The 13,470-nt window shown below is 64.9% G+C and carries 11 protein-coding genes; 9 read left to right on the top strand and 2 right to left on the bottom strand.

The window, feature by feature from the left end:
• The first annotated feature begins 25 nt into the window (after positions 1 to 25).
• The 8 genes from ACKLLE_RS21595 to ACKLLE_RS21560 all read left to right on the top strand — a co-directional run bounded on the left by ACKLLE_RS21595 (position 26) and on the right by ACKLLE_RS21560 (position 8,953).
• Complete coding sequence (locus ACKLLE_RS21595) at positions 26 to 1,432, top strand: ABC transporter substrate-binding protein (RefSeq protein ID WP_064303145.1); 1,407 nt, start codon at positions 26 to 28, stop codon at positions 1,430 to 1,432.
• A gap of 40 nt (positions 1,433 to 1,472) precedes the next feature.
• Positions 1,473 to 2,255 carry an ABC transporter permease gene (locus tag ACKLLE_RS21590; protein WP_064303146.1) on the top strand — a complete coding sequence of 261 codons (783 nt, stop codon included), beginning with the start codon at positions 1,473 to 1,475 and terminating at the stop codon, positions 2,253 to 2,255.
• The gene (locus tag ACKLLE_RS21585) at positions 2,255 to 3,112 is read left to right on the top strand and encodes an ABC transporter ATP-binding protein (protein WP_420059034.1); all 858 of its coding nucleotides are present in this window, start codon (positions 2,255 to 2,257) and stop codon (positions 3,110 to 3,112) included. Before ACKLLE_RS21590 ends, ACKLLE_RS21585 begins: the two co-directional genes overlap by 1 nt.
• A complete protein-coding gene (locus ACKLLE_RS21580; protein ID WP_420059033.1) occupies positions 3,109 to 4,074 on the top strand; it encodes a HEAT repeat domain-containing protein in 966 nt (321 codons plus the stop codon). The genes ACKLLE_RS21585 and ACKLLE_RS21580 overlap by 4 nt, the downstream gene beginning before the upstream one ends.
• Positions 4,074 to 4,349 carry a DUF971 domain-containing protein gene (locus tag ACKLLE_RS21575; protein ID WP_064303148.1) on the top strand — a complete coding sequence of 92 codons (276 nt, stop codon included), beginning with the start codon at positions 4,074 to 4,076 and terminating at the stop codon, positions 4,347 to 4,349. The genes ACKLLE_RS21580 and ACKLLE_RS21575 overlap by 1 nt, the downstream gene beginning before the upstream one ends.
• Positions 4,350 to 4,703: 354 nt before the next feature.
• Positions 4,704 to 6,146 (top strand): NADP-dependent succinate-semialdehyde dehydrogenase, encoded by a 1,443-nt coding sequence (gabD, locus tag ACKLLE_RS21570; protein ID WP_009400182.1) that lies wholly within the window; start codon positions 4,704 to 4,706, stop codon positions 6,144 to 6,146.
• Between the two features lie 177 nt (positions 6,147 to 6,323).
• The gene (gene gabT / locus ACKLLE_RS21565) at positions 6,324 to 7,601 is read left to right on the top strand and encodes a 4-aminobutyrate--2-oxoglutarate transaminase (protein WP_420059032.1); all 1,278 of its coding nucleotides are present in this window, start codon (positions 6,324 to 6,326) and stop codon (positions 7,599 to 7,601) included.
• 143 nt (positions 7,602 to 7,744) lie between these two features.
• The gene (locus tag ACKLLE_RS21560) at positions 7,745 to 8,953 is read left to right on the top strand and encodes a response regulator (protein WP_064303149.1); all 1,209 of its coding nucleotides are present in this window, start codon (positions 7,745 to 7,747) and stop codon (positions 8,951 to 8,953) included.
• Positions 8,954 to 9,073: 120 nt separating this feature from the next.
• Here the strand turns inward: ACKLLE_RS21560 and ACKLLE_RS21555 are convergent, their stop codons facing one another.
• Positions 9,074 to 10,051, bottom strand: coding sequence for a GGDEF domain-containing protein (locus ACKLLE_RS21555; RefSeq protein WP_009400186.1), 978 nt, complete (start codon positions 10,049 to 10,051; stop codon positions 9,074 to 9,076).
• 141 nt (positions 10,052 to 10,192) lie between these two features.
• Positions 10,193 to 11,377 (bottom strand): delta-9 fatty acid desaturase DesA, encoded by a 1,185-nt coding sequence (gene desA / locus ACKLLE_RS21550; RefSeq protein ID WP_064303150.1) that lies wholly within the window; start codon positions 11,375 to 11,377, stop codon positions 10,193 to 10,195.
• A 149-nt stretch (positions 11,378 to 11,526) separates the two neighbouring features.
• Between desA and dibA the strand changes: the two genes are divergently transcribed.
• Positions 11,527 to 13,419 carry a phosphodiesterase DibA gene (gene dibA / locus ACKLLE_RS21545; RefSeq protein ID WP_064303159.1) on the top strand — a complete coding sequence of 631 codons (1,893 nt, stop codon included), beginning with the start codon at positions 11,527 to 11,529 and terminating at the stop codon, positions 13,417 to 13,419.
• Positions 13,420 to 13,470: the final 51 nt, after the last annotated feature.

Below are 13,470 nucleotides of genomic sequence, written 5' to 3'. Positions count from 1 at the left end.
CCTAGATGATTCGAGGGGAAACACCATGCGCCTTGCAACAACCGTGGCCGGCCTTGCGCTGGCGATCGCCGGGCTGAACGCCCAGGCCGAAACCATCCGCGTCGCCATCGGCACCCAGGACACCACCATCAACTGCGCTACCGGCGGCCTGTTGATCCGCGAGCTGGGCCTGCTCGACAAGTACCTGCCCCACGACGGCAAGTACAAGGACGCCAAGTACCAGATCGAGTGGAAGAACTTCACCAGCGGCGCCCCGCTGACCAACGAGATGGTCGCCGGCAAGCTGGACTTCGGCGCCATGGCCGACTTCCCCGGCTCGTTCAACGGCGTCGCGCACCTCGATGCCGGCAAGCGCAGCCTGTTCATCAGCGTGCTGTCCGGCAGCGTGCACGGCAGCGGCAACGGCATCGTGGTGCCGGCGGCGTCCAGCGTGCAGTCGCTGGCCGAGCTCAAGGGCAAGACCATCTCCGTGCCCTTTGCCTCCACCGCCCACGGCATGCTCCTGCGCGCCATCGCTGCCCAGGGCTGGGACCCGCAGAAAGACGTGCGGATCATCGCCCAGGCCCCGGAGATTGCCGGTTCGGCCCTGCGCAGCAACCGCATCGAGGCCCATGCCGACTTCGTGCCGTTCGCCGAGCTGTTCCCCAACCGCGGCTTCGCCCGCAAGATCTACGACGGCGCCCAGGCCAACGCACCGACCTTCCACGGAGCGCTGGTCGATGCCGACTACGCGAAGAAATACCCGGAAGTGGTCACTGCCTACCTGCGTGCCAGCCTCGAAGCCGACCGCCTGATCGCCGCGGAGCCTGAGAAGTACAGCGAGCTGATCGAGAAGGTCACCGGCATCGAGGCCGAGGTGAACTACCTGTTCCACGGCCCGCTCGGCCTGCAGACCCGTGACCTGACGTGGAAACCCGAATATCGCCAGGCGGTCGCTACCTCCATCGATACCCTCAAGTTGCTGAAGAAGACCGATCGCGGCCTCGACACCGACACGTTCATCGACGACCACTACATCCGCGCCGCCTTCAAGCAGGCCGGCCAGGACTATGACGTTGCCTTGAAGAACTACGCGCCGCTGCCGCTCAAGGCCAACGACGCGCTGACCGGCAAGCCGATCACCGATTTCAGCCGCCTGGCGCAGATCTGGGTGCGTGGCGAGGACAAGGTCCGTCATTACGCTTCGCCGCAAGCCGCGCTCGGCGCCCTGGCCCAGCTGGAGCAGGAGGGCAAGGACATCCGCGCCATCTACGCCCAGGCGGCGGACAGCGGCATCAAGCTGCTGGCCAACCAGGCCTGGTTCGTGCGCAACGGCCAGGGCGAACTGTCTGCCTTCCTGCTCAAGGACCAGGCCGAGCAGTACGCCAAGGTCCATGGTGGCGAGGCCGTTGACTTCGTCGATGCCAGCCGCAGGCTGGTCGCCCAGCGCTGATCGGTAGGCCCCGCAAGGGGCCTGACCCTGGAGACCCCGCATGACGAGTACCTTCAAGCGCTGGCCGGTTCGCGTGCTGTCGCTGCTGGCCTGCCTGCTGTTCTGGCATGTCGCGGCGAGCAGCAAGCTGGATTTCGGTCTGTTCACTTTCACCTACGTGCCCACGCCCAGGTCGGTGCTCGATGCGGCCTGGCAACTGTTCACCTCCAGCACCCTGGTCGCGCACCTCGTCAGCAGCCTGTCGCGGGTGTTCGCCGGCTATCTGCTGGCGGCGGTGCTGGGTGTCGGCCTCGGTTTGCTGATCGGCCGCTCGAAATGGGCCGAGGACACCCTGCTGCCGCCCCTGGAAGTGCTGCGCCCGATTCCGGCTGTAGCCTGGATTCCGCTGGCGATCCTGATGTTCCCGTCGTCCGAGCTGTCCATGGTGTTCATCACCTTCACCGGCGCGCTGTTCCCGGTGCTGCTCAATACCGTGCACGGCGTCGAGGCGGTGGACCCGCGCCTGCTGGCCTCGGCCCGCAGCCTCGGTGCCGGGCGCTTCGCCATCCTGCGGGAAGTGGTGCTGCCCGGCGCACTGCCGAGCATCTTCACCGGCCTTGCCATCGGCATGGGCACCTCGTGGTTCTGCCTGGTCACCGCCGAGATGATCTCCGGGCAGTTCGGCATCGGTTACTACACCTGGGAGTCCTACACCTTGCAGAACTACCCGGACATCATCGTCGGCATGCTCCTGATCGGTGTGCTGGGCATGGGCAGCAGCGCCCTGGTCAAGCGCCTCGGCGCGTTGGCGACGCCCTGGTATCGCGTGCGGAGGGCCTCGTGATGAGCAGTTATCAACAAGCCCCGGAGCCGGGGCGGATCGATGCCCGCGGCGTATCCATCCGCCTCGGGCAAGGCAACCAGGCCTTCGAGGCGGTACAGGCGCTGGATTTCACCATCGAGCCGGGAGAGTTCGTGTGCATTCTCGGGCCATCGGGGTGCGGCAAGTCCACCTTGCTCGGCGCCCTGGCCGGGCATCTGGTGCCCAGCGGCGGGCAACTTCAGGTGGATGGCCTGGCTGTGGACGGGCCTTCGCCGCAACGTGGCATGGTCTTCCAGCACCACACCCTGCTGCCGTGGCGCAGTGTGCTGGACAACGTCGCCTTCGGCCTGAAGATGCAGGGCCAGGGCAAGGCCGAGCGGCAACGTCGAGCATTGGAGATGCTGCAACTGGTCGGCCTTGCCGATTTCGCCGAGCGCTGGCCGAGCCAATTGTCGGGCGGCATGCAGCAGCGCGCCGAGATCGCCCGGGTGCTGATCAACCGTCCCCGCTTGTTGTTGATGGACGAGCCCTTCGGAGCCCTCGATGCCCAGACCCGTTCACGCATGCAGGAACTGCTGCTGGATATCTGGACGCGCATCCGCACCACCGTGGTCTTTGTCACCCATGACATCGACGAGGCGCTGTTCCTCGCCGACCGCATCCTGGTGATGAGCCCGCGCCCCGGGCGCTTTATCGAAGACCTGCGCCTGACCTTCTCCCGCCCGCGCCGCGCCAGCCTGCTGACCAGCCCGGAATTCACTCATCTCAAGCGTCACTGCCTGGCCCTGCTGCGCCACGAGGAGGGCCGCGAGTTGCCGCGCCTGACCCCGCTGGGCCTGCCGGACAGCGATCACCCACCGTTACGGATTGCCCTATGAGCGAAAGAACCAGCGACAACCCCGAAATCCGCGAGTTGCTGCCGCGAATCAACGACGCGGACGCCGCCGTGCGCCGCATCGCCCTGATCGATCTGGCGGACCTGGAAGAACCCGACGGCCTGCCCTGGCTGACCGATGCGCTGCTGGTCGACCCGGCGCCCGAGGTGCGCGCCGAGGCCGCGCGGCTGCTGGAGGCGTGGGAAGAACCTGAAGTGGTGCAGGCGCTCTGCGCCGCGCTGGCAGACACTGCCGAGCCGGTGCGCCTGGCGGCAGCACAAAGCCTTAGCGAATTGAAAAGCCTGGAAGCAGGGCAACTGATCCTGCCCTGGGCCACGCATGCCGATGCCTTCGTTCGGGCCAGTGCCTTGCGCGCCTTGCGCGAACTGCGTCTTGAAGAGGCGGCCGGCCCGGCCTTGCTGGCGCTGGCGGACCCGGAGGCGGCGGTGCGTCGCGAAGCGGTGGGCATCCTGGGGTGGCTCAAGCATCAGCCGGCCTTGCCGGCGCTGGCGCGATTGGCCGCCGAGGAGCCGGATACCGAGGTGCGGCGTGCGGCCATCGGTGCTCTCGGGCTTGGCCGCGATGCTGCGGTGCTTGCAGCGCTTACCGCCGCCTTGAAGGACGACGCCTGGCAAGTGCGCGAAGAGGCGGCGACCACGCTGGGCAAGGTAGGGCAGGCAGAGGCCGGTGCGGCATTGATCGACGCCTTGCAGGACGGCTATTGGCAGGTTCGCCTGCGCGCGGCGCGTGCGCTGGGGCGTTTGCGTCATCGTCCGGCGCTGGGTGGTCTGGCCGAATTGCTCGGGCATGCCATCGCCAACCTGCGCAAGGAAGCGGCGCTGGCGCTTGGCGAACTGGGCGATGCGGCGGCCTTGCCGGCCCTGCATGAAGCCGAGGCCGACAGCGATCCGGAAGTGCGCAAGGCGGTGCGCATCGCCCTGGTCCAGTTGCAAGGCGCCGCCTGATGATCGCCCCTAGCGCGGTGCGCAACCGGCGCGAGGCAGGCGAACTGGTCCTGCAATGGCGCGATGGCGAGCAGGTGATCAGCCATGCGCGGCTGCGGGGCGCATGCCCCTGTTCGCAATGTCGAGCAGGGCGGCTGGGCGGGCGGATCGACCTGGTCAGCGACACTGTGCGGGTGGAGCGTGTGGAAGGGCAGGGCTATGGTGTCCAGCTGGTGTTCAGTGATGGGCATGAGCGGGGGATCTATCCCTGGGCCTACCTGAAGGAGCTGGGCTGACGAACGTACACGGACCCTGTGGGAGCGGGTTCACCCGCGATTACGTCAGTGAATTCACCACCGCAATCGCGGGTGAACCCGCTCCCACAAGGCCCGCGTCGCTCCTTCAATCACCACCGCCGGTCGCCTGCCCCTACCACCCATTCCGTCAATCGTTCTTTTTTTCGAACGCCCTCTTGTCCTTTTATCGGGTTGCTCCTAGGATCTCGTTCGAGATTTCAAACGCTCGACGCCTGCGAGTGGAACATTGGCCCGGATCCGGTGCCTCATTCCTACAGGCAAGCGCCCCGCAGGGTGCTTACTCAACTACCAATAATTCGCGCCGTCCGTGCACGGTGTTCAAGGGAAGTCGACATGCAGCTCAAAGACGCTCAGTTGTTCCGTCAGCAAGCCTTCATCAACGGTGAGTGGCTGGATGCGGACAGCGGCCAGACCATCAAGGTGACCAACCCGGCCACTGGTGAAGTCATCGGTACCGTGCCGAAAATGGGCGCTGCCGAAACCCGCCGTGCCATCGAAGCCGCCGACAAGGCGCTGCCGGCCTGGCGTGCCCTGACCGCCAAGGAGCGCGCCAGCAAGCTGCGCCGCTGGTTCGAGCTGATGATCGAGAACCAGGACGACCTGGCTCGCCTGATGACCACCGAGCAGGGCAAGCCGCTGGCCGAAGCCAAGGGCGAGATCGCCTACGCGGCCTCTTTCATCGAGTGGTTCGCCGAAGAAGCCAAGCGCGTCTACGGTGACGTCATTCCTGGCCACCAGCCGGACAAGCGCCTGATCGTCATCAAGCAGCCGATCGGCGTCACCGCCGCCATCACCCCGTGGAACTTCCCGGCGGCGATGATCACCCGTAAAGCCGGCCCGGCCCTGGCCGCTGGCTGCACCATGGTGCTCAAGCCCGCTTCGCAGACCCCTTACTCCGCCCTGGCCCTGGTCGAGCTGGCCACCCGTGCCGGCATCCCGGCTGGCGTGCTGAGCGTAATCACCGGCAGCGCCGGCGAAGTCGGCTCGGAACTGACCGGCAACCCGCTGGTGCGCAAGCTGTCCTTCACCGGTTCGACCGAAATCGGCCGCCAGCTGATGGAAGAGTGCGCCAAGGACATCAAGAAGGTTTCCCTGGAGCTGGGCGGTAACGCACCGTTCATCGTGTTCGACGACGCCGACCTGGATAAGGCCGTCGAAGGCGCGATCATCTCCAAGTACCGCAACAACGGCCAGACCTGCGTCTGCGCCAACCGCATCTACGTGCAGGACGGTGTCTACGACGCCTTCGCCGAGAAGCTGAAAGCCGCGGTCGCCAAGCTGAAGATCGGCAACGGTCTGGAAGAAGGCACCACCACCGGCCCGCTGATCGACGGCAAGGCCGTGGCCAAGGTCCAGGAGCACATCGACGACGCCGTCTCCAAGGGCGCCAAGGTGCTGTCCGGTGGCAAGCTGATCGAAGGCAACTTCTTCGAGCCGACCATCCTGGTCGATGTACCGAAGACCGCTGCCGTCGCCAAGGAAGAAACCTTCGGCCCGCTGGCGCCGCTGTTCCGTTTCAAGGACGAGGCCGAAGTCATCGCCATGTCCAACGACACCGAATTCGGCCTGGCATCGTACTTCTACGCCCGTGACATGAGCCGCGTGTTCCGTGTCGCCGAAGCGCTGGAATACGGCATGGTCGGCATCAACACCGGCCTGATCTCCAACGAGGTCGCGCCGTTCGGTGGTATCAAGGCGTCGGGCCTGGGCCGTGAAGGCTCCAAGTACGGCATCGAGGACTACCTGGAAATCAAATACCTGTGCCTCAGCATCTGAGTCGCGGTTAAGGCTTTACCTCTGCCAGCGGGGCGCGAGAGCGACGTCTCGCTGGCCTTTTTTACACAGGAACACCCGGCGGCCGGGCCATTGCAGCAGTCGATCAACGCATGCTGCCTGCAATGACTCCCGGCCACCCTCTTGAACTCGCCGCCCAATCGGCGAATTGAGGACTCTATGAGCAAGACCAACGAATCCCTGATGCAGCGTCGCGTCAACGCCGTTCCACGTGGCGTAGGCCAGATCCACCCGATCTTCGTCGATACCGCGAAGAACGCGACCGTGGTCGACGTTGAAGGCCGCGAACTGATCGACTTCGCCGGCGGCATCGCAGTACTGAACACCGGCCACCTGCACCCGAAAGTGGTCGCAGCGGTCCAGGAACAACTGACCAAGGTCAGCCACACCTGCTTCCAGGTCCTGGCCTACGAGCCTTACGTCGAGCTGTGCGAGAAGATCAACGCGCGCGTGCCAGGCGACTTCGCCAAGAAGACCCTGCTGGTCACCACCGGCTCCGAAGCCGTCGAGAACGCCGTCAAGATCGCCCGTGCCGCCACAGGCCGCGCTGGCGTGATCGCCTTCACCGGCGGCTACCACGGCCGCACCATGATGACCCTGGGCCTGACCGGCAAGGTCGTGCCTTACTCCGCAGGCATGGGCCTGATGCCTGGCGGCATCTTCCGCGCGCTGTTCCCGAACGAGCTGCACGGTGTGAGCGTCGACGAGTCGATCGCCTCCATCGAGCGCATCTTCAAGAACGACGCCGAGCCGCGTGACATCGCTGCCATCATCATCGAGCCGGTACAGGGCGAAGGCGGTTTCCTGCCTGCTCCGAAAGAGCTGATGAAGCGCCTGCGCGCCCTGTGCGACCAGCACGGCATCCTTCTGATCGCCGACGAAGTGCAGACCGGCGCTGGCCGTACCGGCACCTTCTTCGCCATGGAACAGATGGGCGTCGCGCCTGACCTGACCACCTTCGCCAAATCCATCGCTGGCGGCTTCCCGCTGGCTGGTGTGTGTGGCAAGGCCGAGTACATGGATGCCATCGCCCCGGGCGGCCTGGGCGGCACCTACGCCGGTTCGCCGATCGCTTGCGCCGCGGCCCTGGCCGTGATCGAAGTGTTCGAGGAAGAGAAACTGCTGGAGCGCAGCCAGGCTGTCGGCGAGCGTCTGGTTACCGGCCTGAAGGCTATCCAGGCCAAGCACCCGATCATCGGTGACGTGCGTGCCCTGGGCTCGATGATCGCCATCGAAGTCTTCGAAAAAGGCACCCACACCCCGAACGCCGCTGCCGTCAACGCAGTGGTCGCCAAGGCGCGTGACAAGGGCCTGATCCTGCTGTCCTGCGGCACCTACGGCAACGTCCTGCGGATCCTGGTTCCGCTGACCGCCGAAGACGCGCTGCTGGACAAAGGCCTGGCGATCATTGAAGAGTGCTTCGCCGAACTTGCCTGATTTGTGATGCGCTAGAGAAAAAACCCGCTTCGGCGGGTTTTTTTTCGCCTGCGTGATGAACTTTGAACGCTAAGGTTTCTAAGGATTACAGGAGATGTCCTGGAAGGTACGCTGGAACGCGTGATGGCCGTAAGGAGATTCCAATGACTGCTGTAGACCCCGCCACCTCGCCCAAGGTGATGATCGCCGAGGGAGACCCATGGGTGCGGGACATGCTGACCCAGATGCTGCTCAGTGTGCGCTGTGACGCCGAAGTGAAGGTCTGCGCCAATGGCAACGAAGCGCTGGAAGGCCTCTCGGGCAAGCCCGACCTGATTATCGCCGCCCGCGAACTGCCCGGCCTGGACGGCCTGGAACTGCTGCGCAAGGTGCGCTCGCGGCCGCGCACGCCGGCGTTGCCGTTCATCATCATCAGCAGCCGCAGTGACGTGACCAGTGTGCGCGAGGCACTGCCGCTGGCGCCGACCGCCTACCTGACCAAGCCGCTCAACCTCGATGCGCTGCGCCAGCGTCTTGAAGAACAGCTGCTCAAGGGCAGCGGGCCGATTGCCTGCGAAGTGCCGCCGTTGCGCGCCGGGGTGACGCTGTCGCGCTTCATCGAGGAGCACCGCGCGGTGGCCGACGGCGGGCCGCTGTTCGCCGACGTGCAGCAGGCGATCAAGCGCGCGTTGAATCCGCAGGGCCTGGACCTGCGATTGCTGGAAGAGGAAGTGCGCAGCGACCCGCAGATCACCGCCGTGCTGATCGCCGCAGCCAACAGTGCAGCCTTGCATCGCGAGGGCGGGGTGCAGACGCTGCTGCAGGCGCTGAACAAGCTCGGCACCACCCAAAGCATGAACCTGATCCTCGGCCTGACCCTCAAGCGCAGTGCCAGGCTCAGCGACCCGCTGCTGGGGCGTTACGCCGAGCAGTACTGGCAGCTTTCGTTACGCACCGCGGAGTACGGGCGCAAGCTGGCGCAAATGCTCGAACTGGATTACGAGCGCTGCTATTGCGCTGGGTTGCTGCATTGCCTGGGTGACCTGGCGCTGCTGCGCTGCCTTCAGGAATGGCGGCTGGCCGGTGGCGAGCTGGACGAGAACGAGGTCGAGGTGGCGCTGAACCAGGCGGGTGCAGCCTATGGCTCGGCCCTGCGCACGCGCTGGCGCCTGCCGCTGGAGCTGCGTGAGCTGATCGCGGCGGTTTATCAACTGGGCGGCGGGGTGTATTCCCGGGAGGACCTGGTAATGAACCTGGCCGGGCAGATGGCGCGGCTGGCGACGGAGGACGGATTGGAGGAGCTGGCGGCCGGGAAGACCGCGCGGTTGCTCAAGGTAGGACGGGCGGAGCTGGCGCGGTTGCGCAAGGAATAGACGGTTTGTGCCAGCCTTGAGGGCCAATCGCCGGCAACGCCGGCTCCCCCATGGTGGTGGACTCAATACCTGTGGGAGCCGGCGTTGCCGGCGATGAGGCCCTGACAGGCAAGCTCGGCTTCAGCCCAGGACGATCTGGTTCTTCCCCTGTCGCTTCGCCTGGTACATCGCCGCGTCCGCCCGGGCGAACAGGTCATCCAGGTCGCTGTCTTCGCCATTGAGCCCGGTCAGCCCCTGGCTCACCGTGATCCCGTAGGTCTGCCCTTCATGGCTGAAGCTCAGGCGCTGGATCTCCCGCTGCAGGCGCTGGGCCACCTGCATCGCCATTTCCGGCGGACATCCCGGGAACACCGCTGCGAATTCCTCGCCACCGATGCGTCCGAACAGGTCCCCGCGCCTGAGCGCGGCCTTGCCGCTGTCGGCGATGCGCTGCAACACCTGGTCACCTTCCGGATGCCCGTAGGTGTCGTTGACCTGCTTGAAGTCATCGATATCCAGCAACAGGAAGGACAACGGCGTCCCTTCGACCCGTGCGCGCTCGAAGGCTTGCCCGGCGCATTCGAAGAAGTGCCGGCGGTTGCTGCTCTGGGTCAGCACGTCGGTGGTCGCCAGGCGCTGCAGCTCGCCTTCGAGCTGTTTCTTCTCGGTGATGTCCTCGGCCATGCCGACCACGATCACCCGTTGGCCTTCGCTTTGCTGGTTGATGAAGCATTTGTCGCTGAGCCAGCGCACCTGGCCGTCGGCGGCGATGATGCGGTATTCGCGATCCTCCACGGCGCCCTTGACCAGCACGTCGGCCAGGGTGCGCTCGGCATGGTCGAGGTCGTCAGGGTAGATCGCGTCGCGCCATTGGTTGTAGTCGGCCAGCAACAGGCTGGCGGAACGTCCGAAGATACGCTCGTAGGCCGGGCTGACATACAGCACCTGGCGGGTTTCCCAATCGAAGGCCCAGAGCACGGCGTTGACGCTGTCCAGCAGCGAGTTGAACAGCTGCTCGCGCTCGCTCAGGCGGGCAACCTCGCCTTGTGCATGCATCAGGGCCAGCAATGTCTGGGCAGCCTCGGGAGGCGGGTTGAACGGCGGGGTGTTCTCGACCATGTTCGCAGTACTTCTAGTAAGGCGCTGGGGGCAGCCACGGCCCGGCCCGCCAGGCGGGCGACATATCTGGTAAGAACTTGATTCGGGAGGGAAGTTCCGGTCGCAGCACCCCGTATAGGGGCGCTGCGATGGACGGGGCTGTCAGGCCAGGGCAGGGCGCAGCGAGTAGGTTTTCAGTTGCGCGGCGAACTCGCGCAGCGAGTGGATACCGCTGGCTTCGGCCTCGTGCACCCAGTCCTTCATCGCCGCGAGCATATCGTGGCCGTTGGCGCTGGTGCGGGCCCAGATCTGCTGCAGGGCCAGGCGCTTCTCGTAGATCACCTTGAGTGCATGGCTGTGTTCGAGCAGGGTCTGGATGCGCTGGTGATGGCGGTCTTCCAGCAGGCTGGTTTCCCGCGACAGCAGGCGCTTGGCGCGGCGGAACTGGTGGCGCACCGAGTCGTCCACCCTGGCCAGCTCCTGCTTGACCAGCGGGCCGATCACCAGCTTGCGGTACTGTGCCATGATCTGGAAGCGGTTGTTGAGAATCGCCATGGCGGTGTCCATGTCCAGATGGCCCTTGCCTTCGACCCGGTGGGCGATCGGTGCGACCCGCTGCACCTTGGCCAGGCGCAGCCAGGTGAACAGCTTGATCCAGGCCCAGCCCATGTCGAACTCCCAACGCCGCACCGACAGCTTCGCCGAGTTGGGGTAGGTGTGGTGATTGTTGTGCAGTTCCTCACCGCCGATCACGATGCCCCAGGGCACCAGGTTGGTAGCGGCGTCGCGGCACTCGAAGTTGCGATAGCCCACCGCGTGGCCCAGGCCGTTGATCACGCCGGCGGCCCAGAATGGAATCCACATCATCTGCACGGCCCAGATGGTGATGCCGATGGTGCCGAACAGCAGCAGGTCGATCACCGCCATCAGGGCGATACCGCCGAGCTTGTAGCGCGAATAGAGATTGCGCTCGATCCAGTCCTCGGGGCAGTTCTTGCCATAGATACGCAGGGTGTCCGGGTTCTGCGCCTCGGCGCGGTACAGCTCGGCGCCCTTGCGCAGCACGGTGGACAGGCCCTTGATCACGGGGCTGTGCGGATCGTCCTCGGTTTCGCATTTGGCGTGGTGCTTGCGGTGGATGGCGGTCCACTCGCGGGTGTTCTGCGCCGTGGTCAGCCACAGCCAGAAGCGGAAGAAGTGCTTGAGCCCGGCGTTCAGCTCCAGCGAGCGATGCGCCGAATAGCGGTGCAGGTAGATCGTGACCGCAACGATGGTCACGTGGGTCATCAGCAGGGTGACCGCCAGCAGTTGCCAGGCCGACAGGTCGAGTAAACCGTAATACCACATAGGTGGGAGTGCCCTCTTAGAGCGGTTGAACAGCGATGGACATTATTACCACCATGTCAAATAAAACCAGTCGGCCTTTTAGATAGGAGGTCAACCGGGAAAACTATCCCTATAATGCCCCATCTTTTGATGTGGGCATCTGGGACGCTATGTCTGTTTCCGCACGAGAAGCCTTGCGCATGGCCGCGCTGTACCTGGTGCTGTCGCTACTGTGGCTGGTTGTTTCTGATCAAATATTAAGCAGTGTTTTCGATGATCCGTCTGAAAAGGCCGCCTGGCAGCTGGTCAATGCCTATGTGTGGGCGGGCTGCAGCGCCTTTCTCATCTTCGTTTCCCGGGTACGCCTGCTCAACTTCATCGGTGTCGGCGCGCGCCTCAGGCGCGAGGACCGCGAGCGCCTGCGCATGGCCGCCGCAGTGTTCGACAGCACCCTGGAGGGCGTGCTGGTGAGCAATGGCGACGGGATCATCGTCCACGTCAACCGCGCCTTCATCAACATCACCGGCTACAGCCGTGACGAAGTCATCGGCCAGCGCCCCAACAAGTTCAAGTCCGGACGGCACGACCAGGCGTTCTACCAAGCCATGTACAGCGCCCTGCATGACAAGGGCGAGTGGAGTGGCGAAGTCTGGAACCGGCGCAAGAGCGGCGAAGTGTACCCGCAATGGCAAACCATATGCGCAATTCGCGACGATAGCGGCCGTTTGACACACTATGTTGCAGTTTTCAGCGATATCAGCGCGATCAAGCACACCGAGCGCGAGCTGGCCCACCTGGTCCACCACGACCCGCTGACCAACCTGCCCAACCGCCTGCTGTTCAATGACCGGGCCGAGCAGGCCCTGGCTGCGGCGCAAACCAACAAGCGCGGCTGCGCCTTGCTGCTGCTCGATCTCGATCATTTCCAGAACATCAACGATAGCCTGGGCCATAACATCGGCGACCAGTTGCTCAAGGCCGTGGCCGACCGTCTCAAGCTGGTGATCGACCCCGGCGTGACTCTGGCCCGCCTGGGCGGCGACGAGTTCGCCATCCTCAGCGAGAACTGCGCGCAGGTCGGGCAGGCGGCCGATCTTGCGCAACTCATCGTCAACGTGATGAAGGAACCCTACGAGCTGGAAAACCATCGGCTGTTCAGCACCGTCAGCATTGGCATCAGCCTGTTTCCCGGCGACGCTCAGAGTGCCGAGCAACTGCTGCGCAACGCCGATGCGGCGCTGTTCAAGGCCAAGAGCAATGGCCGTTCCGGTTATGCCTTGTACACCGAGGAGCTCACCGCCCACGCCCAGCAGCGGGTGGAAACCGCCAGCGAGCTGCGCCGGGCCCTGGAGCAGGGCGAGTTGCAGGTGTACTACCAGCCGGTGCACGACCTGTTCAGCGGCAGGATGATCGGCCTGGAGGCCCTGGTGCGCTGGCAGCACCCGCAACGCGGGATGGTCTCGCCGGGTGAGTTCATTCCCATCGCCGAGCGCACCGGGCTGATCGCCGACATCGACATGTGGGTCATGCGCCAGGCCTGCCAGCAGATGGTGCGCTGGCTGGGCGAGGGCAGGGTGCTCGACTTCGTCGCCTGCAATGTCTCCAGCCGCTTGTTCGCCCATCGCGAGATGTACCAGCAGGTTGCCCAGGTGCTGGACGACACCGGCCTGGAACCGGCGCGCCTGGAGATCGAAGTGACCGAAAGCGCGGTGATGGATGACCACGAAGTGGCGCTGGAGCAACTCCATCGCCTGCGCGACCTAGGCCTGCGCCTGGCCATCGACGACTTCGGTACCGGCTATTCCTCGCTGTTGCGGCTCAAGCGCCTGCCGGTGCAGAAACTGAAGATCGACCAGGGCTTCGTCGCCGGGCTGCCCGGGGATGACGATGACGTGGCGATCGTCCGGGTGATCATCGCCCTGGCCCGGAGCATGGGCATGGCGATCCATGCCGAGGGCATCGAACAGTCGGAACAGGCGCGTTTCCTGCTGGAGCACCAGTGCGACATGGGGCAGGGATACTGGTATGGACGACCGGTGCCGGCTCGGGATCTTCGCTGGTAAACACTTAAAAGCTGTATGCGGACCCTGTAGGAGCGGGTTCACCCGCGATTG

It is taken from the genome of Pseudomonas bharatica, from assembly GCF_048586865.1.
Taxonomy (GTDB): domain Bacteria; phylum Pseudomonadota; class Gammaproteobacteria; order Pseudomonadales; family Pseudomonadaceae; genus Aquipseudomonas; species Aquipseudomonas bharatica.
This window is presented reverse-complemented; position numbering and strand designations above follow the sequence as displayed.